This window comes from Microbulbifer zhoushanensis, from assembly GCF_021729055.1.
Taxonomy (GTDB): domain Bacteria; phylum Pseudomonadota; class Gammaproteobacteria; order Pseudomonadales; family Cellvibrionaceae; genus Microbulbifer; species Microbulbifer zhoushanensis.
This window is the reverse complement of the sequence record NZ_JAJSAO010000008.1, coordinates 159,803-185,855: the sequence shown is the minus strand read 5'-3', so window position 1 is coordinate 185,855 and position 26,053 is coordinate 159,803. Positions and strand designations below refer to the sequence as shown.

31 protein-coding genes are annotated in these 26,053 nt (G+C 59.9%); 23 read left to right on the top strand and 8 right to left on the bottom strand.

All coding sequences use genetic code 11. The features are described from left to right. The first annotated feature begins 134 nt into the window (after nt 1-134). The 12 genes from LVD10_RS16730 to LVD10_RS16680 all read left to right on the top strand — a co-directional run bounded on the left by LVD10_RS16730 (nt 135) and on the right by LVD10_RS16680 (nt 9,293). Nucleotides 135-632 carry a DoxX family protein gene (locus tag LVD10_RS16730; protein ID WP_237064364.1) on the top strand — a complete coding sequence of 166 codons (498 nt, stop codon included), beginning with the start codon at nt 135-137 and terminating at the stop codon, nt 630-632. A gap of 507 nt (nt 633-1,139) precedes the next feature. Continuing rightward, a complete protein-coding gene (locus tag LVD10_RS16725; RefSeq protein WP_237064363.1) occupies nt 1,140-1,448 on the top strand; it encodes a transposase in 309 nt (102 codons plus the stop codon). Nucleotides 1,449-1,495: 47 nt separating this feature from the next. Next, entirely contained in the window at nt 1,496-1,942 is a 447-nt protein-coding gene (locus tag LVD10_RS18075; protein WP_369413288.1) for a DDE-type integrase/transposase/recombinase, read from the top strand. Next, the gene (locus tag LVD10_RS16720) at nt 1,939-2,301 is read left to right on the top strand and encodes an IS3 family transposase (RefSeq protein WP_237064362.1); all 363 of its coding nucleotides are present in this window, start codon (nt 1,939-1,941) and stop codon (nt 2,299-2,301) included. The genes LVD10_RS18075 and LVD10_RS16720 overlap by 4 nt, the downstream gene beginning before the upstream one ends. A gap of 54 nt (nt 2,302-2,355) precedes the next feature. Next, complete coding sequence (locus LVD10_RS16715) at nt 2,356-2,904, top strand: hypothetical protein (protein ID WP_233005846.1); 549 nt, start codon at nt 2,356-2,358, stop codon at nt 2,902-2,904. Nucleotides 2,905-3,028: 124 nt separating this feature from the next. Further along, nucleotides 3,029-3,409, top strand: coding sequence for a hypothetical protein (locus LVD10_RS16710; protein WP_233005845.1), 381 nt, complete (start codon nt 3,029-3,031; stop codon nt 3,407-3,409). 421 nt (nt 3,410-3,830) lie between these two features. Beyond that, a complete protein-coding gene (locus tag LVD10_RS16705; RefSeq protein ID WP_233005844.1) occupies nt 3,831-4,199 on the top strand; it encodes a carboxymuconolactone decarboxylase family protein in 369 nt (122 codons plus the stop codon). 180 nt (nt 4,200-4,379) lie between these two features. After that, nucleotides 4,380-4,982 (top strand): cation efflux transmembrane domain-containing protein, encoded by a 603-nt coding sequence (locus LVD10_RS16700; RefSeq protein ID WP_233005843.1) that lies wholly within the window; start codon nt 4,380-4,382, stop codon nt 4,980-4,982. Nucleotides 4,983-5,158: 176 nt separating this feature from the next. Then, nucleotides 5,159-6,610: a catalase gene (locus LVD10_RS16695; RefSeq protein ID WP_233005842.1), complete on the top strand. Its 1,452-nt coding sequence runs from the start codon at nt 5,159-5,161 to the stop codon at nt 6,608-6,610. An 83-nt stretch (nt 6,611-6,693) separates the two neighbouring features. Beyond that, nucleotides 6,694-7,116, top strand: a complete 423-nt coding sequence (locus LVD10_RS16690) for a DUF6010 family protein (protein ID WP_233005841.1) — start codon at nt 6,694-6,696, stop codon at nt 7,114-7,116. 228 nt (nt 7,117-7,344) lie between these two features. Next, complete coding sequence (locus LVD10_RS16685) at nt 7,345-8,190, top strand: DUF817 domain-containing protein (protein WP_237064360.1); 846 nt, start codon at nt 7,345-7,347, stop codon at nt 8,188-8,190. Between the two features lie 38 nt (nt 8,191-8,228). Further along, entirely contained in the window at nt 8,229-9,293 is a 1,065-nt protein-coding gene (locus LVD10_RS16680) for a peptidase M42 (RefSeq protein WP_233005839.1), read from the top strand. A 9-nt stretch (nt 9,294-9,302) separates the two neighbouring features. Here LVD10_RS16680 and LVD10_RS16675 read toward each other — a convergent pair whose 3' ends face one another. Further along, nucleotides 9,303-10,265, bottom strand: a complete 963-nt coding sequence (locus LVD10_RS16675) for a YwqG family protein (RefSeq protein WP_233005838.1) — start codon at nt 10,263-10,265, stop codon at nt 9,303-9,305. Between the two features lie 164 nt (nt 10,266-10,429). On the opposite strand from LVD10_RS16675, the gene nhaA reads away from it, so the two are divergent. The 8 genes from nhaA to mnhG all read left to right on the top strand — a co-directional run bounded on the left by nhaA (nt 10,430) and on the right by mnhG (nt 17,657). After that, on the top strand, nt 10,430-11,668 hold the full coding sequence (nhaA, locus tag LVD10_RS16670; protein WP_233005837.1) for a Na+/H+ antiporter NhaA: 1,239 nt from the start codon (nt 10,430-10,432) through the stop codon (nt 11,666-11,668). Nucleotides 11,669-11,894: 226 nt separating this feature from the next. Beyond that, entirely contained in the window at nt 11,895-14,198 is a 2,304-nt protein-coding gene (mbhE, locus tag LVD10_RS16665) for a hydrogen gas-evolving membrane-bound hydrogenase subunit E (protein WP_237064358.1), read from the top strand. Then, nucleotides 14,195-14,611, top strand: a complete 417-nt coding sequence (locus tag LVD10_RS16660; RefSeq protein ID WP_233005835.1) for a Na+/H+ antiporter subunit B — start codon at nt 14,195-14,197, stop codon at nt 14,609-14,611. The genes mbhE and LVD10_RS16660 overlap by 4 nt, the downstream gene beginning before the upstream one ends. Nucleotides 14,612-14,613: 2 nt before the next feature. Beyond that, nucleotides 14,614-14,982, top strand: a complete 369-nt coding sequence (locus LVD10_RS16655; RefSeq protein WP_237064356.1) for a Na+/H+ antiporter subunit C — start codon at nt 14,614-14,616, stop codon at nt 14,980-14,982. Between the two features lies 1 nt (nt 14,983). Next, the gene (locus LVD10_RS16650) at nt 14,984-16,489 is read left to right on the top strand and encodes a Na+/H+ antiporter subunit D (RefSeq protein WP_233005833.1); all 1,506 of its coding nucleotides are present in this window, start codon (nt 14,984-14,986) and stop codon (nt 16,487-16,489) included. 19 nt (nt 16,490-16,508) lie between these two features. Then, nucleotides 16,509-16,982, top strand: a complete 474-nt coding sequence (locus LVD10_RS16645; protein WP_233005832.1) for a Na+/H+ antiporter subunit E — start codon at nt 16,509-16,511, stop codon at nt 16,980-16,982. Continuing rightward, on the top strand, nt 16,982-17,323 hold the full coding sequence (locus tag LVD10_RS16640) for an MrpF/PhaF family protein (RefSeq protein ID WP_233005831.1): 342 nt from the start codon (nt 16,982-16,984) through the stop codon (nt 17,321-17,323). Before LVD10_RS16645 ends, LVD10_RS16640 begins: the two co-directional genes overlap by 1 nt. Continuing rightward, nucleotides 17,310-17,657 carry a monovalent cation/H(+) antiporter subunit G gene (gene mnhG, locus LVD10_RS16635; protein WP_233005830.1) on the top strand — a complete coding sequence of 116 codons (348 nt, stop codon included), beginning with the start codon at nt 17,310-17,312 and terminating at the stop codon, nt 17,655-17,657. Before LVD10_RS16640 ends, mnhG begins: the two co-directional genes overlap by 14 nt. A gap of 36 nt (nt 17,658-17,693) precedes the next feature. On the opposite strand, the gene LVD10_RS16630 is transcribed toward mnhG, so the two are convergent. From LVD10_RS16630 to LVD10_RS16615, 4 genes are read right to left on the bottom strand one after another with little or no spacing between them, the layout of a single operon-like run. Beyond that, nucleotides 17,694-18,818 (bottom strand): 5-(carboxyamino)imidazole ribonucleotide synthase, encoded by a 1,125-nt coding sequence (locus tag LVD10_RS16630; protein WP_237064355.1) that lies wholly within the window; start codon nt 18,816-18,818, stop codon nt 17,694-17,696. A gap of 2 nt (nt 18,819-18,820) precedes the next feature. Then, complete coding sequence (gene purE, locus LVD10_RS16625) at nt 18,821-19,285, bottom strand: 5-(carboxyamino)imidazole ribonucleotide mutase (protein WP_255774794.1); 465 nt, start codon at nt 19,283-19,285, stop codon at nt 18,821-18,823. Nucleotides 19,286-19,318: 33 nt separating this feature from the next. Continuing rightward, nucleotides 19,319-20,269, bottom strand: coding sequence for a sodium-dependent bicarbonate transport family permease (locus LVD10_RS16620; RefSeq protein WP_237064353.1), 951 nt, complete (start codon nt 20,267-20,269; stop codon nt 19,319-19,321). Between the two features lie 2 nt (nt 20,270-20,271). Then, nucleotides 20,272-20,484 (bottom strand): hypothetical protein, encoded by a 213-nt coding sequence (locus LVD10_RS16615; RefSeq protein ID WP_233005826.1) that lies wholly within the window; start codon nt 20,482-20,484, stop codon nt 20,272-20,274. A 112-nt stretch (nt 20,485-20,596) separates the two neighbouring features. Here LVD10_RS16615 and LVD10_RS16610 point away from each other — a divergent pair, with 112 nt between their 5' ends. Beyond that, the gene (locus LVD10_RS16610) at nt 20,597-21,544 is read left to right on the top strand and encodes a LysR family transcriptional regulator (protein ID WP_237064351.1); all 948 of its coding nucleotides are present in this window, start codon (nt 20,597-20,599) and stop codon (nt 21,542-21,544) included. 41 nt (nt 21,545-21,585) lie between these two features. On the opposite strand, the gene LVD10_RS16605 is transcribed toward LVD10_RS16610, so the two are convergent. The 3 genes from LVD10_RS16605 to LVD10_RS16595 all read right to left on the bottom strand — a co-directional run bounded on the left by LVD10_RS16605 (nt 21,586) and on the right by LVD10_RS16595 (nt 23,026). Continuing rightward, nucleotides 21,586-21,909 (bottom strand): hypothetical protein, encoded by a 324-nt coding sequence (locus LVD10_RS16605; RefSeq protein ID WP_237064350.1) that lies wholly within the window; start codon nt 21,907-21,909, stop codon nt 21,586-21,588. A 242-nt stretch (nt 21,910-22,151) separates the two neighbouring features. Then, nucleotides 22,152-22,430: a PepSY domain-containing protein gene (locus LVD10_RS16600; protein WP_233005823.1), complete on the bottom strand. Its 279-nt coding sequence runs from the start codon at nt 22,428-22,430 to the stop codon at nt 22,152-22,154. Between the two features lie 89 nt (nt 22,431-22,519). Then, a complete protein-coding gene (locus LVD10_RS16595; RefSeq protein ID WP_233005822.1) occupies nt 22,520-23,026 on the bottom strand; it encodes a hypothetical protein in 507 nt (168 codons plus the stop codon). Nucleotides 23,027-23,223: 197 nt separating this feature from the next. On the opposite strand from LVD10_RS16595, the gene LVD10_RS16590 reads away from it, so the two are divergent. Further along, nucleotides 23,224-24,255: a Fe(3+) ABC transporter substrate-binding protein gene (locus tag LVD10_RS16590; RefSeq protein WP_237064348.1), complete on the top strand. Its 1,032-nt coding sequence runs from the start codon at nt 23,224-23,226 to the stop codon at nt 24,253-24,255. Nucleotides 24,256-24,349: 94 nt separating this feature from the next. After that, nucleotides 24,350-26,050 carry an ABC transporter permease gene (locus LVD10_RS16585; protein WP_233005820.1) on the top strand — a complete coding sequence of 567 codons (1,701 nt, stop codon included), beginning with the start codon at nt 24,350-24,352 and terminating at the stop codon, nt 26,048-26,050. Nucleotides 26,051-26,053: the final 3 nt, after the last annotated feature.

Genomic DNA, 26,053 nt, shown 5'->3' with positions numbered 1-26,053 from the left:
TACGTGCAATGAGTGATTATGTAAAACGGATGTGTTTAAATCGTGATCATTAAACTTATAAGAAAGAGAGCCGATGGGATATCAGGTTGTCATCCTGTTTTTATACAGGCTCGTTATGATCTAATGAGGGAATTATGGTAACTCCAATAATTATTCTTTTACTGTTGTCCAGCCCGTTGGGGGTTGCCTTTGTTTATTCAAAGCTTAGTGGCCAGCTTCTGGATGTTACAAAGTACGCATGTTGGGGCTTGGGGGTAGCTTTTATATTCTTCTTCATTGGGCATCTTGTTAAAGCTGAAGGAATGGTAGAAATGCTACCGCCTTGGGTTCCTTTCCGATTAGCGTTAGTCTATTTCACTGGGCTTATTGAACTATTTATAGGTGTGGCTCTTTTTATACCAAGGTACCAACCATTTGCTGCAAAACTTGCTATCGTGGTTTTTGTTGTTTTTTTTCCTGCGAATATTTATTCAGCATTAAATGGCATTGGCCTTGGCGGGCATCAATGGGGGCCTGTTTATTTATTAATACGCGGGCCGCTACAGCTTATATTGATTGCATGGGCATATTTCTTGTGTGTAAAAGGTCATAACAAATCAATGCAGCCGACCACTAAAGTGCCGGCCGATTGAGGCGTTATGAGTACCAGAGATGTCGTACGTAGATAAGCTGATTCGCGAAAGATTAGATGGCGACGAATCTAGGGTTGCCGAGCTTTTCTACGATTAGGCTGTACTCAATGAGCTGGTAAGTCACGGAAAGAATAGTGATTGGTATTATTTCGAGCCAAAAACATTTGATGGCGAGTATTTCGTCAGGAGCGGCAACGGATATGCATGCTATCGGCAGGATCGGGGTGCTAAATCCAATTTAGTATCATTCGGCAATATACATGATGCCGCTGTGTATTTCTTCACAGAAGCTGGCTACATCAAGCCTATTCAAAAAGCTAAAAATAACAGATGGTGGCGGTTCTGAAAGTAAGCACTCATAACAAGGCCAGGCACAACGACGGCTTTTCCGTTGCGGCTGCGCCTTCACTACAAAACCGCGTGTGCTGGCGGCGTTAAAGCAGAGACTTACCCACGTTTAGTAGACACCCTGTATAGTTAGGTTTCGGCCTAACACGGAGGTGTACCATGGGTAAGAAGAGAGCTCAGGCGTATACGGAAGAGTTTCGCAGAGAGGCGGTCAAGAGGGCGGAGAAGCCCGGGGCTACCACGGCCTCAGTGGCTCGAGAACTTGGTGTCAGCGCCCAGCAGATTTATAACTGGCGAAGGCAGTTCAATCGGCTGTCAGAGAAGCGATTCAATAGCCTGGATGGCGTAGATTATTCGAAGCAAGAGAGCGCCGAGGTGCGCCGCCTTAGGAAGGAGCTGCATGAAGCGCGCCAGGAGGTCGAGTTTCTAAAAAAGGCAGCTGCGTACTTTGCGAACCACCAAGAGTAAAGTACGCACTGATACGCGAGCATGCAGGGTTGTACCCGATCCGCTTGATGTGTCGGTGCCTGGAGGTGTCAGCGTCCGGTTATTACCGGTGGCTAGGTAGAGGTGAAAGTCCACGGGCGATCCGGAGGAAGCGCGTTACAGAAAAGGTCATAGATACCTTTGAGGTCTTCAAGGCTCGCTATGGGGCTCCCAGGATTGCCCGAGAGCTCTTGGATGCAGGGGTCCCTTGCTCAACCAACTATATCGCTGGAATTATGCATAAAGAGCATATCCGTGCGAGGAATGGAAAAGGTTTTCGTTATAGCAGGCCCGTCGAAGGTAGAGTCAACGTTGCTACCAACCTGCTGAAGCGATGCTTTCAGCTAAATCGGCCTAACCGTCGCTGGACCAGCGACACTACCCACATCTGGGTTAGAGATAGATGGTTGTATCTCGCCGTGGTGATGGACCTGTATTCGCGTCGCATCGTCGGGTGGCGCTGGATACCTAGATGACCGAAGAGCTTACGCAGCGGGCATTGAAGATGGCCCTGCAGCAAAGGGAGTCAAAGCCAGGCTTGATCGTGCATTCAGACCGAGGCGTTAAGTATCGAGCCCAGGGGTATCAGGACCTGCTAATGGCGAATGGCTGCAGATCCAGTATGAGCCGCCAGGCCAATTGCGGGGACAACGCCGCAATGGAGTCCTTCTTCAGCCGCCTGAAGCTAGAGCTGGTATACGCGGGGCATTTTAAGAGTGTCAACCAGGCGAAGGCTGAAGTGTTCGAATACATCGAAGTTTTTTACAACAGGGTACGTAGACACTCTACACTGGGATACATAAGTCCAGCTGAATATGAGCGCAAATGCGCATAGTTATAGTGTCTACTTTTTGTGGGTAAGGCCACCTTTTTTGACTCAGAGGAATAAATGAAGAAGCTACTTGTACTATTTTTTTTGTGCTCTCAAGCAATCGCATCTGAACCAGGTATCTCACTTGAAAAAATCGATAATAAAGTAGACTTGGGCGAGTATCTGACAATGATTGTAGATACCGTAAAAGACAGCAAGAACCGGATTCGCTTCTTTAAGGCTGAGGAGCTCTACGAATACCACTGTTATGAAGATTGCGGGTATATCTTTCTGACCTCTGCAACCGGCCCGGACCTACCGTATGAGTTCTTCCCGTATCGAGTGATTGGGGCCAAGGATATTAAGATATTGCCTTATCACGGCAATGAAACATGGCGTGACTACGGTTTTGAATGTGGTTGGAGGCAAAGCCAGTATACTGAACTGGAAATTAAAGACTATACGAATAAAAAAAGGAACTTTGCTCTTGTTGAACTGAGCATTCCCGCCAGCGACGAGGGTGAGCTCAATTATAATTCTGTGAAGTTACAGTTGATGGAAAAGCGCTCTGAGAAGCTGCCTTATAGCGCGATACCGCCGGGTTGTGCTACCGATCTGGTAGGCTAACAACAACTAGCTGCAGCTGATGCCTTGCTTTGTGCGATTTTTGTGCGGCGGCTGCGCACCCATTTTCGTGTAAACTGCGCATAGGGAAGATCGCCCTCTGCGGGCAGCATTATGTGAAATCTAGATGAGCTATTTAGTAAGAGTAATAACTGGGCTATCGGCAATAGCGTTGCTGTTAGTTCTAGTCATGGTTTTGTTTGCGTTGGCACCGTCGTTCCTGCTGGAGTACTGGATGCTGGCAGAATTCATGAGTGGTGATTGGCAATCCTCTAGTGACACAATTGATTACATTTTAAGATTTTCCGTGAGCTTCTGGATGATAGTTGGCTTCAGTTACCTGTTCGGTGCGGCGGTTTATCGCTTTCTAAGAGTCTCATTCGGAAAAACATGGATGATCGTACTGGAATCGGGCCGCAGGAGCTATTTCCCTGCGTTCTGGAAGTTTATTCTCGGGTCGCTGCTATATTTTCTGCTGGTTACCCTTACCCTGTGGCTTCTTCCGTGAGCCATGGCAGCCATTGCATGATAATCGCAGGCAGATTGCTCCAGCGCTTTGGGTAGCGGCGGCCAATGGAAGGATCAAAGTCCTTCTAGCATGGTGAGAAGATCCGGGAAGGGCGCGATTCCAGCAAGGTGTGCGGACTCCCAGGCGTGCCGAAGCGCGGTTTTTATCCTGGGCACAGTATTAGGCAGCCTCAGCCCACCACTTGCCCCCGTGCTGCCCGGCTCCGGCGTGTGGGCGCTTGCAAGGTCCTGGCTGGGATCATGTTTTCAACTACATTGGCGTGAGCTTGCCTGTTTTTGATCCGGGTAGCAGCGGCGCCATCGCCAGCTCTTTTGAGCGGAAAGGCGTTTGCCAAGTCTTGACGTAAGCCCCCGGATCTGTGCAGGTATTCCGGCTTTGATACACGGTGAGGATATAAGCCATGACTAAAAAAGCGCCAGAAGCTGGTGGGTACCCCGACAGGTTACAGAACTTCGAAAAGCACGCCCGCACCCTGTCATCGGCACAGCCCGCGGTAATGAGTGCATTCTGGGACTTGCACAAGGCGGCGGTGTCTGGGGGCGCCCTCGATTCGAAAACGAAGGAGCTGATAACACTGGCAATCAGCGTTGCTACACATTGCGATGACTGCATCGCGCACCATACACATGACGCGCTTGAAGCCGGCGCCAGCAGCGAGGAAATTGCCGACGCACTCGGTGTGGCGATACTGATGGGTGGTGGAACCAGCGTGGTTTACGCCACGCACGCCATCAGAGCGCTGGAGGAATTTTCCGGCCCGGCAGGATAAGTAGACCTACCCGGGTAGCCGAATGGGTGACCGCTGCTGGCCTGGCTGGTTGCAGCTCTTTTGCACTATTAGCCGCAGAATAGTGAGAGCTACGCATTTGCAGGTGGTTTACCCTTGGGTATCTTGTATGAGTGCGTTGCGGCAGGGGGTTTTATACAGCACCAGCTAGCCGGGGTATAGATGACAGGGTGTGATGAAGAGCTGGATGCCAGTGCCGGGCGTGAACGGGGGACGCTGATCGCCGTTCTCGCCATCAACGCCGTGATGTTTGTGATTGAGCTCCTGACCGGTGTGCTGGCGGAATCAACGGCGCTGATTGCCGATTCCCTCGATATGCTCGCCGATGCCACCGTATACGCCATCAGTCTTTATGCGGTGGGCAGGGGCAGTCAGCTTAAGCGGCGTGCCGCACGCCTCAGTGGAGTACTGCAGGTTACCCTGGCGGGGCTGGTGCTGCTCGATGTGCTTCGCCGTTTCCTGCTGGGCAGCGAACCAACCAGCGGCCTGATGGCGGGGATGGGCATCGTGGCGCTGGTTGCCAATGTGGCCTGCCTGCTATTGGTTGCACGCCAGCGCCACGCCGGGATACATATGCGGGCTTCCCTGATCTTTTCTGCCAATGACGTGATCGCCAACCTGGGCGTTATTGTGTCCGCGGGGCTGGTATGGCTGCTGGACAGTCGCTATCCCGACCTTGTGGTTGGCCTCGTCATCGCGATGGTGGTTTGTCGCGGTGGTATTCAAATTCTTATTGAGGCTGGTGAATCCCACACTGGCCGCTGATGAGGCAGCTGTGCGTCCGCACCGAGCCAGACGAGGCCCGCCCCTGTAGCCCAGGCCGCTGGTGGGCCGGGCAGGGCAACGGTTGTTGTGCGCCTTTTGCCACTTGCTCCCGGTGCGGCTGGGCTATGTTACCCCTAGCAATCTCCCCCGCCATTTCGATCCCGAGGATAAGACCCGTGAGCAAGGACGACCGCAAGCCCACCACCAATGATGCCGGCATGCCGGTGCCCAGTGACGAATACTCCCTTACCGTTGGGCCGGATGGCCCGATCCTGCTGCAGGACCATTACCTGATCGAGCAGATGGCCAACTTCAACCGGGAGCGGATTCCGGAGCGCCAGCCCCATGCCAAGGGTTCCGGTGCCTTTGGCTATTTCGAGGTGACGCAGGATGTGACCGCCTACACCAGGGCGGCGGTGTTCCAGCCCGGTACCAAAACCGATACTGTCATCCGTTTTTCCACGGTGGCCGGGGAGCGGGGCAGCCCGGATACCTGGCGGGATCCGCGGGGCTTTGCCCTGAAGTTCTACACCAGCGAGGGTAACTACGACCTGGTGGGCAATAATACGCCGGTGTTCTTTGTGCGGGACCCGATGAAGTTCCAGCACTTTATCCGTTCCCAGAAGCGCCGTGCCGACAATGGCCTGCGGGACCACGATATGCAGTGGGACTTCTGGACCCTGTCGCCAGAGACCGCGCACCAGGTCACCTGGCTGATGGGGGACCGGGGCATCCCAAAAAGCTATCGGCATATGAACGGTTACTCCAGCCATACCTATATGTGGGTGAACAAGGATGGCGAGCGGTTCTGGGTCAAGTACCATTTCAAGACTGACCAGGGCATCGAATGCCTCACCCAGGAAGAGGCAGACCGGCTGGCCGGGGAAGACGCCGACGTACACCGCCGCGACCTGTTCGATGCCATTGCCGGGGGCGACTACCCCAGCTGGACGCTCAAGGTCCAGCTGATGCCATTCGATGAAGCGGAGAAATACCGTTTCAACCCGTTCGACCTGACCAAGGTCTGGCCACACGACGACTATCCGTTGCAGGAAGTGGGCAAGCTCGTGCTGAATAAAAATCCCACCGACTTCCATACCGAGATAGAGCAGGCCGCGTTCGAAGTTAACAATACGGTCCCCGGTATCGGCTTCAGCCCGGACAAGATGCTGCTGGGCCGGGTGTTTTCCTATGCTGATGCCCACCGTGCACGTCTGGGGGTCAACTACAAGCAGATCCCGGTCAATGCGCCCAAGTGTCCGGTGCACAGTTACAGCAAGGATGGCGCCATGCGGGTGCAGAAAGTATCTGACCCGGTCTACGCGCCCAATTCCAAGGGCGGCCCGGCTGCGGACGGGGGGCAATATCCCTACCGGGAGAAGTGGTCCGCCAGCGGCGAGTTTATGCATGCCGCTTACACCCCCCATGCTGAGGACGACGACTTTGTGCAGGCCGGGACCCTGGTGCGCAAAGTGATGGACGATGCCCAGCGCGAGCGCCTGGTATCGAATGTGGCGGGCCACCTGAGGGCCGGTGTGACGGATGAGGTGCTGCAGCGGGCCTTCGGGTACTGGCGCAATATCGACAAGGATATAGGTGACAGGATTGAGAAGGCAGTGAAAGCCTGACAAGTCCCTATTCCGGAGGAACCCCGGATACGGGTGCCCACCTCCATCGCTGATAGCAAGGGATCGATTACCGGGAAGCTGATATGGCGTTTGTGGCCATTATTGCGCTGTATGTGTCACTGGGGATACTTGCGGCAGCGGGTACCATTGCCATTTCCGGGCGCCTGTTTGCCGGAGTGGGTGAGTGGGTTTTCTATAGCCTGCTGTTAATCCTGATCGCCGTCTTCTATCCCGTGTTCAGCGTATACTTCACCAACCCCGCTAGCTGGCCAACAGAACTGGTTGCCGCGGCCGGATTCGGCTTGCTGGGGCTGTTGGGCTTGCGGTTCGCCGGCGCCCTGGTGGCCGGGTACCTGCTGCACGGGCTCTGGGACTTGCTGCACGAAGCCTGGGCAGTTGCTGGCGTTGGCATCGGGCTTCCCCTGACTGAAATCCCGCTCGCCTACGGCTTCCTGTGCCTGGCGTATGACTGTTCAATTGCCACCTATATTCTCCGATGTCGATAAGCCTGGTTGGGGCAGCCGAGCACAAGCTGACCGGGAGTGCGCGACCAGCGGGGAGGGACGCAAGGCAGCTTGCAGCGTGGAACAGGTGAGGCCAGGGTGACCGGGGAATCCGCTTGCCATACTCGGCCATCACCATGGCGGCATCGCCCCGCCTGCTTGCACCTGCCATGAAGTGAGGGGAAACTTGGGGCAATGGTCGGCACAGACCGGCAGTTTAGAGGGGGCGGTATGAGCTTGGCGGTGTTTATCAGGGAGCTGTGGCTGTTTGGCGTCAAGCAGGCCTACGCCTGTATGTTTGGTGGCTTCCTGCTGCTGGTGATGATCGTTACCCGTTACTGGTACCCGCTGGAATCCCTGCACCGTTACGATTTTATTTTCCTGGCGGCGGTGGCTTTCCAGCTGTTCCTGCTGCTGTTCCGCTTTGAGACCCTGCGCGAGGCCCTGGTGATCGTGGTGTTTCACCTGGTGGCCACCGTGATGGAGCTGTTCAAGACCGCGGATGCAATTGGCTCCTGGGTATATCCGGAAGCCTTTGTGTTTGGCGTGGGTAATGTGCCCCTGTTTACCGGCTTTATGTACAGCGCGGTCGGCAGCTATATCGCCCGGGTATGGCGCATCTTTGATTTCCGCTTCACCGATTACCCGGGGCATTACTGGGCAGTGACGCTGGTGGCCCTGATTTACCTCAATTTCTTCACCCATCATTTCCTGCCAGACCTGCGCTGGCTGTTGCTGGCGATAACGGTCCTGTTATTCTGGCGTACCCGGATCTATTTCCGTGTCGAGCGGGAGCACCGCTATATGCCGCTGTTGCTGGGGTGGTTGCTGGTGGCGCTGTTTATCTGGCTGGCGGAGAATATCGCTACCTATGTAAACATCTGGATCTACCCCAACCAGTCCGCCGGCTGGAACCCGGTGCCGCTGGCCAAGCTGTCTTCCTGGTACCTGCTGATGTTGTTGAGCTTTGTGCTGGTATCGCTGGTCAACCGGGTGCGGGGCATCGGCGCCCGGGGCGGGCAGCCAGTGGCTGGGGCCGGAAAAAACGGCCTGGTTGCGCCGGCGCTGCAGGACTGACTGTTACCGGGCCAACAACAATACGGAGGCTGTGACACATGCAGAAGCCGGACGAGTTTATCGATTTGCTCAAGCTGCTGGTGCGTAGCCCCAGCGTGGTGGGTGCAGAGCACGCATTCTTCCGGGTACTCCAGCGGGAGCTGGAGGAGCGGGGTGCCGAGGTCACCTGGTATGAGGGGCTGCTGGTGGCACGGGGGCGCGAGCCGGAGTCGGTGATGTTTTCCGCCCATGCCGATCGCCACGGCCTGATCTGTACCGGCCCCAATGAATTCCAGTATGCCGCTTTTGTTGCCGGGCGCCGCTCCGACCTGCTGGGCAACTCGGTTTCCGAAAAGCTGATGCGGAAGATCGTCGACCGGTTCCACGGGGTGCCGGTGACGGCTTACGAGCCCTGGTCCGGCTCCTATCTCGGCAGCGGCGAGATCGACCGCGCCTACGTGTGCGAGTACCGCAATAACCTGATATTCGAGGTGAATGGCCTCGATCACCTGGTAGCCGGTACGCCGGTGGCGTTTCGTGATGGGCTGACCGTCGGGGATGGCATCCTGAGCGCGCAGCTCGACAATGTACTCACGGTGGCCCACCTGGTGCACCTGTTTTCCCTGGGGTTCCAGGGGACTGCCTTTTTCACCGCCCAGGAGGAGTCCGGTAGCAGCTGGCGCTACCTGCTGGAGTGGTTCCGCCGCTTCAACGGCGGCACTGACCGGCTGATTGTGGTGGATACCAGTCCCTACCCGGACCGTGCCACGGCCGACCAGCAGCAGGTGGCCCTGCGCCGGTGCGATGCCAACGCGGCTTTCCACGGGCCCACCACCACCATGCTCGAGGCTCTGTGCCGGGAGCACGGCATTGCCTACGGCTACAAGGATGCCTATATCGAGGAGCTGAATCGCCGGGCGGAGGCCGCGGGCCAGGAGCCGCAGTCACTGGGCAGTACCGAGCTGGGCCGGATTGTGGCGGCTTCCGAGGGCTTTGTGCAGGGTACCACCCTGCAGGTGCCCACTACCGGTTACCACACCATGGAGGAGTCTGCCTCGGTGGAGAGCAACGCGGCGTTCAGCCGGTTGCTGTACCTGGTGGCGCGAGCGGCCGGCGCCTGCTGAGCTGCCTCCCTAGCAGCAGTCCCAGTTGTACCAGACCCGGCTGAAGTCGCGCCGGGCCAGGTCCTGGGGGCGAATAAAGAAATTGCCCACCCCGGCGTCACCCCACAGGATTTCCACCCCCTCACGGCTTTCGCTGTCCATCTGGAACAGCAGGGGCCAGGCATTTTCCGTTTCCCCTTCGCGCGGGTCATCCTGGGTGAAGTTGGCGTAACCACCGATGCGGCTGCCGTCGGCCTCGTTGCGGTCGAATAGCTCGTCCATGACCTCGTCGGGCAGGCTGGAGAGGTCGATACCGGTACGGCCGAAGCGGTAGTCAGCCAGGGCCGGCAGGCCGGATTCCCGTGAGAATGTGAGCGCATACTCATCCTGCAGGGGAAAGAACTCGGCATCCCGGGTGTCCGGCACATCCGGTTCCAGCGCAGCCGTGTCGCGCTCGATCACCGGGTGGTAAACCACGCGGTAATTGCTCGCCCGGTGTGCTTTGCCGGTGGCGGCTCCGGCGCCATCGAGCGGCAGGCCAAGCAGATCGTCATCGGTGATAAAGAACTGCAAAAGGCCGCTGTCCGGCAGCCCCGGGAAAGAGGGAAGCTCAGGGATCTCCTCAAAATTCAGTTGCGCCAGCAGGAACAGTGACCGGCCGTTGTCCGCCCGCGGATAGTCCAGGTCGCGGGGCCAGTAGGGACGGCCGCCGAACTTGCTCTGCCACGGGTGCAGGGCCGGTTTCGGCTGAGGGCTGATGGCGATGTATTCAAGCCTGAACTGCTCGAGGCGCCGGTCGATCTGCTCCAGCGCGGCGTCGAGCTCCTCCCGCGACAGGGTGGGTCCTCTCAGTGTGCCGGGTCCGGTATCCGGCGCGGTGCCAGGGCGGGCCTGCTGATCCCGCTTGCGTGCCCCCTCACTGTGGAAACGCTGGTAGAGGGAGATTGCGACCAGGATAAAAACGGCAATAGTGACAAAGGCGGATGTAGACATTCTCTGGGTCCAGGCTGGGGTACGGAGAGCCTAACAGCTAACGGCACGTCAATCACCACCGTGACAGCAGGGTAATTGTGCGTTCTTTTTTGCACCCTTAGCTGCTCCAAAATGGTCTGCCGTGCGTATACACCGGCTTTGGAGGAACTTTAAGGGGAGGGGGAATGAGCCATTCCATAGCGGGGCTGCTGCAGCGATTCTTTCGTATGGAGTCTGCCGGGGGAATATTGCTGATACTGATGGCACTGTTGGCGATCCTCATTGCCAATTCACCACTGCATTCGTATTACGACCTGCTGTTACAGACGCCGGTCGAAGTTCGGGTGGGCGGCTTCGCCATCGACAAGCCGCTTCTGCTGTGGGTAAACGACGGCCTGATGGCGGTTTTCTTCTTCCTGATCGGCCTGGAGCTGAAGCGCGAGTTACTGGAGGGAGAGCTTTCAGAGCCCTCGCGGGTGGTGTTGCCGGCGCTCGGGGCGGTCGGGGGGATGCTGTTCCCGGCACTGATTTACGTTTTTTTCAACTGGGATGACCCGCTCGCCCTGGAGGGATGGGCGGTGCCGGCAGCCACGGATATCGCCTTTGCCCTGGGTGTGCTGTCGCTACTGGGCTCCCGGGTACCGCGATCGGCAAAGGTGTTCCTGGCATCACTTGCCATCTTTGATGATGTCGGCGCCATCCTGATTATCGCATTCTTTTATACCGACAATATCTCTCTGGTGGCGCTGGCAACTGCGGCCGGGTGCATCCTGGTCCTGGCGGCGCTGGTCGCAGCGCGGGTGGAGAAGCGCCGGATCTACCTGGCGGTGGGGTTGGTGATGTGGGCCTCCCTGTTGAAGAGCGGCGTGCACGCGACACTTGCCGGTGTGCTGCTGGCGATGTTTATCCCGCTGCATTCCCGTCACCGGGAGGGCTTCTCACCACTGAGGCACCTGGAGCACGAGATTCACCCGATGGTGACTTTCCTGATTCTCCCCCTGTTCGCCTTCGCCAATGCCGGCGTGAGTTTTGACAACATGGATGCGGACTACGTTTTCCACGGGGTGCCGGTGGGTATCGCACTGGGCTTATTTGTCGGCAACCAGGTGGGGATCTTTTCCCTGTGCTGGCTGGGCGTACGACTGGGCATCGCCCGCCTGCCCGGTGATATGTCCTGGCTGACGCTATACGGCGTCGGTGTGACCTGCGGTATTGGATTCACCATGAGCCTGTTTATCGGCTCCCTGGCGTTTGAGGAGTCGGGCGTGGACCGCTTCTTTGATGAGCGTGTTGGCATCCTGCTGGGGTCCCTGATGTCAGGTGTCATCGGCTGGGCTGTGCTGCGATTTGCCTTGCGCGAGCGCGATGGCGTCACCGATGCCACCTCGGCGCTCAGTTCCGCCGGGTCCACCGCCGGCCGATAGCTCGGCTCCCTCATGGGGCGTCGGTCCCGGCGCCACATCGGTCCGTGACAGCCGGTAAATCCTGCTGGATGGTTCCGGTGTGGCTTGCCGTCGCAAAACGCACTGGCGTGCTTCGCCCCAGCACCCTGCCGCCCGACTACAATTCTCGAACCCGATGGGTAATCGGCCGGGGCGTTGAATCGGCAGCGCCAGCATTGAAACATGCTGGTGCCGGGCAGGGACTTGTATGGTTGGCAGGAAGCATACCGTTGCAATGGCACCGGGCCGGCGAAGCGAGATAGCGCTGACCCTGGTGGTACTGGCAGTGCCGCTGTGCCTGTCGCTGTGGCTGCTTTCCATGGTAGGGACCGTGCGCGAACACGGCTCGCTGGAATTTGCCCTGCCCTGGGTGCCCAGTCTCGGTGTGTCGCTGGATTTCCTCGTCGACGGCCTCAGCCTGCTGTTTGCGTTACTGATCAGTGGGATCGGTGTTTTCGTAACCCTTTATGCAGGCAGTTATCTTGCGGGGCACGCATTGTTGCGTCGCTTCTATCTGTCGCTGCTGCTGTTCATGCTGGGCATGCTGGGCCTGGTGTTGGCGGGGAACCTCATCACCCTGTTCGTCTTCTGGGAAGTCACCACCATTGCCAGCTACCTGTTGATCGGTTTTGACCACTCCAGCGAGACGGCCCGGCGTGCCGCCTTGCAGGCATTACTGGTGACCGCGCTCGGTGGGTTATGCCTGCTGGCCGGTCTGGTACTGCTGGGGATGGTAGTCGGAAGTTACGACCTCTCTACCGTACTGGGACAGGGAGAGATCGTCCGCAGCCATGGGCTTTACGGACCGATACTGATCCTGGTGTTGCTGGGCGCGTTTGCGAAGTCGGCACAGGTGCCGCTCCACTTCTGGCTACCCAATGCCATGGCGGCACCTACACCGGTTAGCGCTTACCTGCATTCGGCAACCATGGTCAAGGCGGGTATCTACCTGATAGCGCGGCTGCATCCGGTGCTGGGATATACCGATCTGTGGATGTGGACGCTGACGCTGGTGGGGGCCGGCACTGCAGTGATTGCCGCAGTACTGGCCCTGCGCCAGACAGACCTCAAACTGGCGCTCGCTTATACCACCGTTGTCGCCCTGGGCACCTTGACCATGTTCCTCGGCTCGGAAGCATCGGTCGCGATCGCCGCAGCCATGACATTTATCCTGGTGCACTCTTTTTATAAAGCGGCACTTTTTATGGTGGTGGGGATCATCGATCACCAGGCGGGTACACGGGAGCTCGGCTCCCTGGGGGGACTGGCTGCACGTTTGCCGGTGACATTTATCGCAGCACTTGCGGCGGGCCTGTCGATGGCGGGGTTCCCGCCATTTCTCGGTTTTATTGGCAAGGAGCTCAAGTACGAGGGCGCACTGGCGATTGCCTCTGAGCCCCTGCTGGTGGCCGGCGCGGCCGTGTTCGCCAATGCGCTGATGGTGGCGGTGGCGGCGACGGTAGTGTTGAAACCCTTCTGGGGTCGTTTGCCGGCCGGGCTCCGCTCGACACGAGAGGCGACGCCGGGACTGCTGGCCGGGCCACTGCTGCTCGCTGGCCTGGGGCTGACGTTTGGGCTGGCGCCGGGGCTGGTGGCAGAAAGTCTGGTGCAGCCGGCCGTCACTGCGGTCCTGGGGCGGCCGGAGACAGTGAAGCTGAAACTCTGGCACGGAATCAACCTGCCGTTTTTCCTCAGTGTGGTGACGCTGTTACTCGGCACGACGATCTTCCTCGGCCAGCGGTGGCTGCGGTCGGTGTTTGACAGGTTGGCACGCCTGCTACCTGTCAGTGCCGACCACAGTTGGGACCGGGCACTGGCGCTGTTCAGGCACCTGGCCACGGTACAGACTCGCTTTCTGCAGCATGGCATCCTCAGGCATTACCTGGCGGTGGTGTTTGCCAGTGTGGCGATCGTGCTGCTGTGGGTGCTGGCGGAAGGCGGTGTTTTATCGATGGGTTTGTCCTGGCCGGAACTCACGGTCAAGGAGTGGGCGGCACTGGTGCTGGTCCTGACCGGGGCCCTGTTTGCGACAACCAGTCGGGCGCCGTTGGCAGCGATCTGCAGCCTGGGAGCCCTGGGCGTGGGGATTGCGCTGATTTATCTCTTCTTTGGTGCGCCGGATGTCGCGATTACCCAGTTGTTGGTGGAAACCCTGTTCCTGGTGCTGGTGGCAATGACCCTGCACCGGCTGCCGGTACTGTCCGGTGCCCATATTGCCGGATTTCGCCCCTGGGACGCACTGCTGGCGTTACTGGTGGGCAGTGCTGTGTCCCTCACTATGCTCGCGGTCCTGGAACAGCCGTTTACCAGTCCCACCAGGAGCTTTTTCGAGCAGGCAGCAGTGGCGCAAGCCTACGGCCGCAACATCGTCAATGTCATCCTGGTGGACTTTCGCGCACTGGATACTTTCGGGGAGGTATTGGTGGTCCTGGTTGCAGCGGTGGGTGCTGCGTCGCTGTTGGGGCAGCGATTACGCGGCGGCAAAGCGGCAGGAGGGAAGCGGCAACCGTGAATTCGATTATCCTCCAGGGCGCGACCCGGTTGCTGGTGGCCCTGATACTCCTGTTTTCCGTGTACATGTTGCTCCGCGGCCACAACCAGCCCGGCGGAGGGTTTATTGCGGGCCTGATTGCCGCCGCGGCATTCATCCTTTACGCGCTGGCCTGGGGGATGGCCGCGGCGCGCGCCTCGCTGCGTGTGGCTCCCGCTCGCCTTGCGGCAGCGGGCGCGCTGCTGGCCGCCGCAGCGGGCTCACTGGCAGCGCTTGCGGGTTTGCCGCCCTTTACGGGGCTGTGGTTGTTTATCGGTGGCAGTGAAACCGCCAAGGGCATACCAATTAGCAATGTGTTGCTGTTCGATACCGGTATCTACCTGGCGGTGGTGGGTTCGGTGCTGACCCTGTTCTTTGTGCTGGAGGAGGACTGATTGTGGATACGGCCCTGGCTGTACTGGTTGGTGCCATGACCGCTACTGGGGTTTACCTGATGCTGGCGCCAAATCTTTTACGTTACCTCTTCGGGCTGATTTTGCTTAGCAATGCGGCCAACCTGGCCATTTTTGCGGCCGGGAGATTGACCCGCGCCGTGCCGCCGCTGGTTCCCGAGGGCCTCGATGTCCCGCCCGTGCCGGTAGCCAACGCCCTGCCGCAGGCTATGATCCTCACGGCAATCGTGATCGGCTTTGGCCTGCTGGCCTTTACGCTGGCGTTGGTGGTCAGTTGCTACCGGCAGCTGGGCACATTGAATTCGGACACCATGCGCCTGGCGGAACCGCCCGCTGCGGGCGGGGAGCACTGACTTGGGCTGGTTGCTGGCGCTGCCATTCCTGTTGCCGATCGCCAGCGGACTGCTGGCTTTCGCAGCCAGGCGCAACACCGGGCTGGCTCGCGGTATCAGCCTGCTGGGTTGCGGCCTGCTGCTGCTTGTCACGGCCTGGATCTTTGCATCGGTTTCGCGGCAGGGGCCGCTCGTTGCCCAGATGGGTAACTGGCCTGCACCTTTCGGTATTACCCTGGTTGTGGACCGTCTCAGTGCGATCATGCTCCTGGTCACTGGCCTGGTGGGGCTGGCCGTGGGGGTATTTGCGCTCGCGGATATCGACCGGCGGCGCGAGCGCCTGGGTTTCCAGGGTTTTTTCCAGCTATTGCTGGCGGGTGTCTGTGGGAGTTTTGTCACCGGCGACCTGTTCAACCTTTATGTCTGGTTCGAGGTAATGCTGATAGCCTCGTTCGCACTGCTGGTGCTCGGGGGCGAGCGGCAGCAGGTCGATGGTGGCATAAAGTATGTGGCCCTGAACCTTGTTTCCACCCTGCTGATGCTGACTGCCATTGGCCTGGTCTACGGGCTTACCGGCACCCTCAACCTGGCCGACCTGCACCTGGCTATTGCAGCGCAGGGTGAGTCGGTGGCGGTGAACGCGCTAGCGGTATTGTTGATCGGTGCCTTCGGTATCAAGGCGGCACTGTTTCCGCTGTTTTTCTGGTTGCCGGCCTCTTATCACGTCCCCCCGGTAGCGGTGACGGCGGTCTTTGCCGGTTTACTCACCAAGGTAGGAGTCTACGCGCTGATTCGTACCTTTACCCTGGTGTTCCCTGCTGACCTCGAATTTGCCCACAACCTGCTGCTGGTAGCAGCGTTACTGACCATGCTCACAGGTGTTCTCGGGGCCGCAGCCCAGTATGAATTCCGTCGCATACTGGCGTTTCACATCATCAGCCAGATCGGTTTCCTGGTGCTGGGGCTGGCCCTTTTCACCCCGTTGGCCCTGGCTGGGGCGGTCTTTTACATGATTCATAACATCGTGGCCAAGACGAACCTGCTGCTGATCAGCGGCACAGTCAGGAGAATGGCCGGAAGCTTCGAGCTGGCACAGATCGGGGGGGTGTACCGGGCCAGCCCATTGATGGCGACGCTGTTTTTTATTGCCGCGTTCAGCCTTGCCGGTTTCCCACCACTGTCCGGGTTCTGGGCCAAACTGCTTCTGGTAACCGCCAGCCTGGAAGAGGCGTCTTATTGGGTGGCCGCGGTCCTGCTGGTCACCGGGGCGCTGACGTTATTCTCGATGAGCAAAATTTGGGCCGAGGCATTCTGGAAGGAACACCCGGGCGGTGGGGCGCTGGCACTGGCTGCGCTGGGCAGGCCTGAGCAGTGGCAGCGAGTGGTGCCATCCCTGTTGCTGGTCCTGGTAACAGTAGCGATGGGGATCTATCCGGAACCCCTGATTACATTTGCCAGGGATACGGCAGATGAACTTCTGAATCCGGCTGGCTATATCGATGCGGTTTTATCGCAGTCGCCTGACTGATATGCGGAGGTAGTGGGGTATGAAGCTCTTCCTTTTAAACATACTGTTGGCAATCAGCTGGTCAGCCCTGACTGGAAACGCTTCACTGCTGAATTTCCTGGCCGGTTTCGCCATCGGTTATGCAGCTCTGGCACTGTCCCCGCTTGAGACCGGGGGACGGGATTACTTTCGGCGATTGCCAAAGGCCCTGGGACTACTCATTTATTTCCTGCGCGAGCTGCTGGTGTCTGGATGGCGCACGGCACGGGAGGTGCTCTCGCCCGTCCGGCGCAGTCAGCCACGGGTAATCCGTGTGCCAGTTGAATTGCGGGAGCGCAACCAGGTGTTGCTGCTGTCGCAGCTGATATCACTGACTCCCGGTACCCTGGTCCTCGATGTCTCGCCCACGGCAAACGCCCTGTATGTGCACACCATGTTTGTCGGTGATCCAGAGCAGTTCCGGCGGGAGCTTCGCGAGGGGCTGGAGAAGCGGGTGAGGGAGGTACTCGACTGATGTTGGAAGTTATTGTGGAGGGTAGGTCGCCACTGCTGGCGCTGGCGGCCAATATTGCCTCGTGGCTGCTGCTGCTGGCGCTTGGCCTGTGTTTCTATCGCCTGGCCCGCGGGCCGTCACTGGCGGATCGCGTAGTCGCCCTGGACGTACTGAATATCCTCGCTGTGGCTTACTGCGCTTTGCTGGCGATCGCTTCCGGACGGGCGGTGTACCTCGATGCGGCAATCGCGCTGGCATTGGTGGCATTCCTGGTGACGGTGGCGTTTGCCCATTTCGTGGAGCGCAGTGTGTTGCGGGAGCAACCCGAAACTGACAGGGGGAAAAACGATGTGGATCACTGAATGGCTGATTGCGGCATTGATTCTCGGGGGCAGCTTCTTCGGCTTTACCGCTGCTCTCGGGCTGGTGCGTATGCCGGATATTTACATGCGTATGAGTACATCGGGCAAGGCTGCCACACTGTGCTGTGGCCTGCTGCTGGCGGGTGTTGCGATCCTTTTCCAGGATGCAAAGGTCACTGCGCGGGCAGTGGCAGCAATTCTGTTCCTGTTGCTTACGGTACCCGTCGGCGCCCATATGATTGCGCGGGCGGCATTCCGCACCCGCTCACCCATGTGGGAGGATACGGTCCTGGAAGACGATCCCCGGCCGGCGGCGCCGGCCGAGGATGGCTGAAGTTTTGGCCATACTGGGCTTGGATCTACCGCGTATTCAGGCGCTGGCCGCGAGCCGCGTCTGCCGCTCTGGGTACAGTTCCGCCAGTACCTGCTCCACCCGCCGGTCCAGGCGCGCACTGTCCTCGTCGAGCAGCAGGACGTGGCCCAGCTTGCGGCCCGGGCGCGGGGATTTTCCGTAAACCCACACACCCTCGTTGGGTGTCTCCGGAGCGGTATCAATGCCGAGCATATTGACCATGGCCGCCGGGCGATCGCAGTGGGTATCCCCCAGGGGCATATCCAGTATCGCCCGCAGGTGGTTGGCAAACTGGCTGGTGGCGGCGCCGCCCAGGCTCCAGTGGCCACTGTTGTGGACCCGCGGGGCCAGCTCGTTGACCAGCACACCGGAAGCGGTGACAAAGCATTCCATGGCGAGCACGCCCACATAGTCCCAGTCCCGCAGCAGTGTTTCCAGGTAGCGGTGTGCGGTATCCAGCTGTTCATCGTCCCGTTGTGGCGCCGGTGCCCGTGAGACCAGCAGGGTGCCGTTCACATGCAGGTTTTCGGCCATGGCGTAGGTGCGGGTCTCGCCGCTGGCGCTGCGTACGCCAATGATGGAAACCTCGCGCGTGAAGGGCACGCCTTTTTCCACCACGCAGGGCAGGTTGCCAATCTCGCCGCGAATTTTTTCCAGCTGCGCCGGACTATCGATACGCCACTGGTTCTTGCCGTCATAGCCGCTTTCGCAGGCCTTGATAAACGCCGGGTAGCCGAGGTAACGGATTGCCCGGCTGATTTCGTGGGCGTCCCCGGCGGGGAGAAATGGTGCGACGGGAATCCCGGATTCCAGCAGTGAGAGTTTTTCCCGCAGGCGGTGCTGGGTCTTGGCCACGGCATCCGGACGCGGGTAAACCGGACAGAAATCTTCCAGCGCGCGCAGCAGGTCGAGGGGCACATCCTCGCGCTCGGTGGTGATTACTTCCGGGGAGCCAAGGGCCTGGTACAGCGCCGCGGGATCGGGGGCTTCACCTGCCCGGACGATTTCCCCGAGGCCTTTCACACAGGTGACATTTTCCTTTCCCAGCGCAATGAAAGCGAATTCCAGCCCGAGTGCCTGGCCCTCCTGAGCCATCATCCGGGCCAGCTGTCCGCAACCGATAATCCCGACACGGTGGTTCATGATTATTCGACCTCCAGCGGTACCTGTGCGCTCTGCTTTTCCCGCCAGGCGACGAGACGCTCTGCCAGTTGCTGATCGGCAAGCGACAGCATCTGTGCGGCCATCAGCCCGGCATTGAACGCGCCAGAGTTCCCCACCGCCTGTGTGGCGACGGCGATGCCTTTTGGCATTTGCACGATGGACAGGAGGCTATCCATCCCGGTCATGAATTTGCTTTCCACCGGTACGGCAATCACCGGCAGCGGGCTGAGTGCGGCGATCATGCCGGGCAGGTGAGCCGAGCCACCGGCACCGGCGATGATGACCTGGGTGCCGGCATCCCGGGCACGCTCGGCAAATTCCACCATCCGGTGGGGCGTGCGGTGCGCGGACACGACAGCCGCAGCGTGGGGAACTTCCAGGTCGGTGAGTGGCAGGGTCGCATTCTTCATGGTGGGCCAGTCGGAACGGGAGCCCATCACGATCATGACCTTTTCAAAATTGATTATTTCCACGTTGCGTTAACTCCAGTGTTGGACCAGTGCCAGGTAGGCCGGGATGGCCACCAGCACGTTGAAGGGAAAAGTGATTGCCAGTGACAGGGTGATCGACAGGCTGGCGTTGGCCTGAGGCAGTGCCACCGCCATGGCTGCCGGCACGGCAATGTAGGAGGCGCTGCTGCCGAGCACCGCCAGCAGCACAATGCCGCCGGGGCTCAGGCCCAGCAGGCCGGCGAGGGCGGCCCCCCCGGCGGCGCCGAGCAGCGGCATCAGTACGCCGAAGCTGAGCAGGAAGGCGCCCTGCCGGCGGATAGTGGGCAGGCGCTCGGCTGCCACCCGGCCCATCTCCAGCAGGAACAGCGCCAGCACGCCGTGGAACAGGTCGCCGAAGAAGGGCATCACCGATACGGTGCGGTCGCCGGCCCAGGCGCCGATGGCGATGCCTCCGAGTAGCAGGAGCACACCCTGGTTGAGGAATATCTCACGGATGATCTTGCCCCAGTCCGCGCCCCGGCTGGCGCCGCCGGTACTGGTTGCAGCTGTCCCCGCCAGCAGGATGCCGATAATGATGGCCGGTACTTCCAGCAGGGCCACGAACAGCGGGAAGTAGGCCTCGTAGTCGACCCCGCGGCTCTCCAGCAGGGCAATCGCCACGGCATAGGTGGCGACGCTCACCGAGCCATAGTGCGCTGCGGTGGCGGCGGCATCGATCCGCGACCAGCGGCCGATATAGCGGAGGATCGGGAATGCCACCAGGGGCAGCAGGGCGCCAAAGGCCACCACCGCCATGGATTGCGGCAGCAGGGTTGTGATGGGTGACTTGCTGAGGGCGGCGCCGCCTTTCAGGCCGATGGCCAGCAACAGGAAGATCACGCAGGACTTGTAGAGACTCTCCGGCAGGCGCAGGTCGCTGCGCACCAGCTGGGCGAAGGCCCCCAGGATGAAGAAGCCGACAACGATATCCAGCTGCATGCTCAGGCCACCCCATCGCGGACGGTGGCCCCGGCCGGTGCCGCTGGCCGGGCGGCCCTGCGCTCCAGCGCCCAGTATGCGCTATTGACCAGCAGGACCAGCAGGCCGGTGCCTGCCAGGGCGTTACCGGTGATCTCGGCCGCATTGAGTGTGATTCCCAGTGCCGCCACGGCCGTGCCGACGGCCATACCAAACAGGAGTTGGGCTTTTGTCATGGTTCCCCCTTGTCACAGTGTCCGAATTGGCGCGCATTATCGACAAGGGCTTTAATAGATAAAAATAGATAATTAAAATACCTTCTATAGACTTTTGATTATAGGTGGCCAAATGGTCTCTCACCGCGTTCATGCCCATATCGGCACCGTGCGGCAGCTGGAAATCATCCTGGTGGTATTTGAGCACCGCAGTATCAGTGCCGCCGCGCGCCAGCTGCACCTGACCCAGCCCAGTGTCTCCATGCAGCTGGCCAAGCTGGCCGATGCAGTGGGCCTGCCACTCTACTATTCGGTGGGCAGGCAGTTGCGTTTTACCGAGGCGGGGCTGGCCCTGGTGGAGAGCGCCCGCGAGATACTGCGCTGCTATGAATACCTGGACCTGAAGCTGGCGAACCTGCGCGGGCTGGAGACGGGCAGCCTGCACCTGGCGGTGGTGACCACGGCGAAATACTTTATCCCCCACCTGATCGGTGAGTTTTACGACCAGCACCCGCAGCTGGATATCCGCTTTCGCGTGGGCAACCGGCGCCAGATCATCGCGCGGACCGCCGAGGACGAGGATGACTTCTATGTATTCAGCCATCCGCCGGATAACCCGGACCTGCAACTGGTGGAGTTCCTGCCCAACCGGCTGGTTGCCATCGCACCGGAAAACCATCCCCTGGCGGGCAAGAAGGATATCCCGCTGGCGGAGTTCGCCGGGCTCCCGTTCCTGCGCCGGGAGGAGGGCTCGGGTACCCGGCATGCGATCGAGCGATTCCTGGAGCGCGAGGGTGAGGAACTCAATGTGCGCATGACCATCGAGAGCAACGAAGCGATCAAGCACGCGGTCATGTCGGGACTCGGTGTGTCCATCCTGTCCGAACACACGCTGGCTTTTGGTGGCAGTGCGGGGCTGGCAGTGTTGGATGTGCAGCAATTGCCAATCGATACGCGCTGGTACCTGGCGCGGCGTCACTCGCGCCCTCTGTCCCCGGCGGCCCGGAGCTTCCTCGAGTATGCGCGGAACCTGGCCAGCAAGCCGTTTGACAGCGGGCTGGGGTTGTCACCGGCAGGCTGAGTAAAGGCGCCGATGTGATTGCGCGAGTTTCCTGTGACCGGTCAGCGCCCGTCGGCGGGCCGGTCAGACAGCACCCAGCCGGTATTGGGCTCCACCCGCAGGTGGCGGGCGCGATCGCCGCGATAGGCGATAACCGACCAGCGGCCGTTCTCGAATTCCATCGAGGTGATCGGGTGGTAACCCAGCGACCGCAGTCGCTGGCGCACGGTGGAAACTTCCAGTGCGATTACATCGGGTTCGTCCCCGTACAGGTCCTCGCTGTCATACAGGTTGATGTTGGGTTCGACCTGCGGATCCGGGGGGATGGGCATGGTGAGCCCCCCGGTGAGCAGGATGCTGGGCAGGATTCCGGACAACAGGCTCATAGCGCACTCCGAACCAACTGGAAAATATATGATTGGTAATGTGCGCCGCGGCGAATTCCAACAGGAATTTACCGGAAATATTATTTGGGGCTGACGCCTGTCTGCAGAGAGAAATTTACCAGCAATACCAGGTACGGCGAGGTATGCGCCGCAGGAGCTTAATCCTAGTGACCAGAGGCGTTGACCGGGGAGTGACGAGCAATCAGGGGGAGGGAGCCCGCCGCGAACGCGGCGGGAGGGTTTCAGTCAGCGGGCTTGTCGGAAAGAATTTCGCCGGAATTCGGGTCCACCTCAAGCTCACGTTTCTCGCCGGTTTTATAGGCCTCCACTTCCCAGCGCTCATCGCTGAGCGAGACTTCGATGATGGGAGTGTAGCCCTGCTGTTCCAGCTGTGTAAGCACTGTGGAAAGGGCCATGGCTCCGGGTGGTGGTTTTTCCTCATCTTCATCTGCGGCGAGTGCATGCGGCATTGAAGCCGAAGCAAAGAGAGCGGCCACCAGCAGGCTTCTCAACGGGTTCATGGAATCCTCCTGCGTGCAGGGGAGCCGGGGATGCGCAAGGCAACCCCGGCCGGGCAATGCCGGATCGCCCCGGGCGGGGCGGGCGTCTGTCAGTAGGAGTCCGGCATCTTGTCGAAGCGGCTCTCCATCATGCTACACCACTCATCGCTGCCGCCATCCGGGCCGTGGGCGCCATCGCCACCGGTGAGTTTGTCCATGGCCACGAACCATTCATCACTGCCGACTTCCGGCGGGCCGTCGGGGTGCATCTCGTCCAGTTTGGCTTTCTTGTCCGGCATGGCCATGACTTTCTGGTTCAGCCAGACAAACCATTGGTCGGTACAGACCTCCACCTCGGAGGTATCTCCCATTTGCGGGCCGGTGGTTTCCTGGTCGTCGGGCGAGGTGGCGTCACCGGGCATGTCCTGGGATTGGTCAGACTCGGGCATGCTGTCCATATCAGAGGTGCCGCCAGCATCCATGTCGGAAGTGCTTTCAGCCGGGGTTTCCCTCTCGAACTCAATGGTCTCGCTTTCGGTCTCGGCTTCCTCTTTGGGGCCACACCCGCCGAGGGCCAGGGGCAGTGCCAGAGCCAGCAGGGGCAAATAGCGGTTCATATCGTCTCCTCGGGTTCAGGGGTTAGCGTTCGGTGTTGTGATTCAAAGCATAGGTTGAAATATGCGACTTTGCAGGAAAATTTCCCGGCTCGCGGTGCCGGGGCAGGCGAAAGTTGACTTTGGTTTCATTAGAAATGAGAATCCTTCTCAAAGTGCAGTGCCGTCACTGTATCCACAAACAGTAAAAGGGACATTGGATGATCGCGCGTGTTTTCTGCCGTCTTACCACCGCAGCGGTGGCCCTGGGCGTTGCCATGGGCAGCGTTGCCGCCGAGCAGGTCAATATTTACTCATATCGCCAGCCGTTCCTGATCGAGCCGGTGCTGGACAGGTTCACCGAAGAGACCGGTATCGAAACCCGTGTGGTCTACGCCAGCAAGGGACTCAATGAGCGCCTGCAGCGCGAGGGGCGCAACAGCCCCGCGGACCTGGTGCTGACCTCCAATACCAGTAACCTGGTGGAGCTGGTGGACAAGGGGCTGACCCAGCCCGTTGAATCGGAAGTGCTGGAGGAGAATATACCGGCCCAGTTCCGGGACCCGGAGGACCACTGGTTCGGGCTGACCACCCGCGCGCGCCTGATTTATGCCTCCAAGGACCGGGTCAAGCCGGGGGAGATTACCCGCTACGAGGAACTGGCGGACCCGAAGTGGAAAGGCCGGATCTGTACTCGCAGTGGCAAGCACCCCTACAACCTGTCCCTGTTTGCCTCCATGATTGCCCACCATGGGGAGAAAGAGACCAAAAAATGGCTGGAGGGCCTCAAGGCGAACCTGGCGCGCAAGCCGCAGGGTAACGATCGCGCCCAGGTAAAGGCCATCAGTGAGGGTGTCTGTGACCTGTCGCTGGGCAACAGCTACTACTTCGGCAAGATGATCACCAACAAAGAGGAGCCGGAGCAGGTGGACTGGGCGAAGTCTGTCAACCTGGTGTTCCCCAACCAGGAAGACCGCGGTACCCATATGTTTATCTCCGGTGCGGCGCTGACCAAGTATGCGCCCAACCGCGACAATGCGGTCAAGCTGCTGGAATTCCTCTCCGGCGAGCAGGCCCAGTACCTGTATGCGGAGAAGAACTTCGAGTTCCCGGTGCGTCCGGGGACGCAGCGCTCCGACCTCATCAACCAGTATATGGGTGAGTTCAAGGAAGACGATATCAGCCTGACGGAAATCGGCTCCCATGTGCCCACCGCGTCAAAGTTGGTGGATGAAGTCGGTTTTGACTTTTAGTTTGGACAAGGTGCCGGTCCACGGGCCGGCGATATAAGCTGTCAGATGATGGAAGCGCGGCCCGGGCGGGTCGCGCTTTTTGCGTATGGTGAACATGCAGAATAATTTCTCCGCCGCCGGGGCCGATGCCTCTGGCCGGAGCTGGCTGGTGCTCGTGGCCGCGGTGGCGCTGCTGGTGGCACTTCCGGTGCTGGCGATATTCTGGCTGGCGTTTTTTCCCGAGGAGAATATCTGGCCGCACCTGCTGGAAACGGTGTTCTTCCACTATGTGTCCGAGACCCTGGTGTTGGCGGCGGGAGTGGGCTTCTTCACCCTGGTGACCGGGGTGGGCGCGGCCTGGCTGGTGACCATGTGCCGGTTTCCCGGGCGCGGCTTTTTCGAGTGGGCGTTACTGTTACCATTCGCCGTGCCCGCCTATGTTATTGCTTACGTGTACACCGACTTGCTGGAGTACGCCGGGCCGGTACAGGGGGCCCTGCGTGACTGGTTTGGCTGGCAGACGGCGCGGGACTACTGGTTCCCGGAGATCCGCAGCATGGGCGGCGCCATCGCCATGTTGTCACTGGTGCTCTATCCCTATGTCTACATGCTCGCGCGCGCGGCCTTCCTGGAACAGTGCGGCAGTATCCGCGCGGCCAGCCGGGCCCTCGGCTGTTCTCCCTGGCAGAGTTTCCTGCGGGTATCCCTGCCGATGGCGCGACCGGCCATCGCCGTGGGCCTGTCCCTGGTACTGATGGAAACCCTGAACGACTTCGGTACCGTGGACTTTTTTGCGGTGCGCACCCTGAGTGTGGGGATCTACGATACCTGGCTCAGCCGCGGCAACCTGGGCGGGGCGGCGCAGATTGCCTGCAGTACGCTGGTGTTTGTGGTGTTGCTGATCTCGCTGGAACGGCTCGGCCGGGCGCGCCAGCGGCACTATGTGCAATCGCCCGCGCGCAACGAAGATACCTATCGGCTGCGCGCAAGTGGCGCTTGGCTGGCGTGTGGTTTCTGCCTGCTGCTCCTTGTCGCCGGCTTCGGTGTGCCGCTGCTGGTGTTGGGCAGTTATGCCCTGGGGAATTTTGCCAGTTACTGGACGGATGATTTTATCGGCATCGCGGGCAACAGTTTTGCGCTGTCGGCCGGGGCCGCTGCCTGCACCGCCCTGCTGGGGCTTATACTGGCTTACGGCAAGCGCCTGTTTCCCACCCGCGCGGTCAGGGTACTGGTCAGCTTCGCGCGGCTGGGCTACGCCATGCCCGGCGCAGTGATGGCGATCGGGGTGCTGATTCCGCTGGGGGCTTTCGACAACACACTGGATGCGTTTATGCGCAGCCAGTTCGGGGTTTCCACGGGCCTGCTCCTGAGCGGCACGGTGTTCGCCATCCTGTTTGCCTACACGGCGCGCTTCCTCGCGGTCTCGGCCGGGGCGGCGGAAACCAGCCTGGAGAAAGTCACCCCGTCGATGGATCGGGCCGCCCGGGCCCTGGGCCGCAATAGCTGGCAGACCCTGTGGTATGTGCACCTGCCGCTGGTGCGCGCGGGACTGCTGAGCGGTGCATTGGTGGTGTTCGTCGACTGCATGAAAGAACTGCCGGCAACCCTGCTGCTGCGCCCGTTCGGCTTTGAGACCCTGGCTACCTATGTATACCAGTTCGCCTCTGACGAGATGCTGGAGCGCTCGGCATTGGGCGCGCTGATGATCGTGCTGGTGGGGCTGCTGCCGGTGATCCTGCTCAGCCGCTCAATGGGACGGAAGGGGCGGGCGGCCGGGCCGGAGTTGCTGCGGGAGACCGAGGCCCCGGCACTGTAGCGA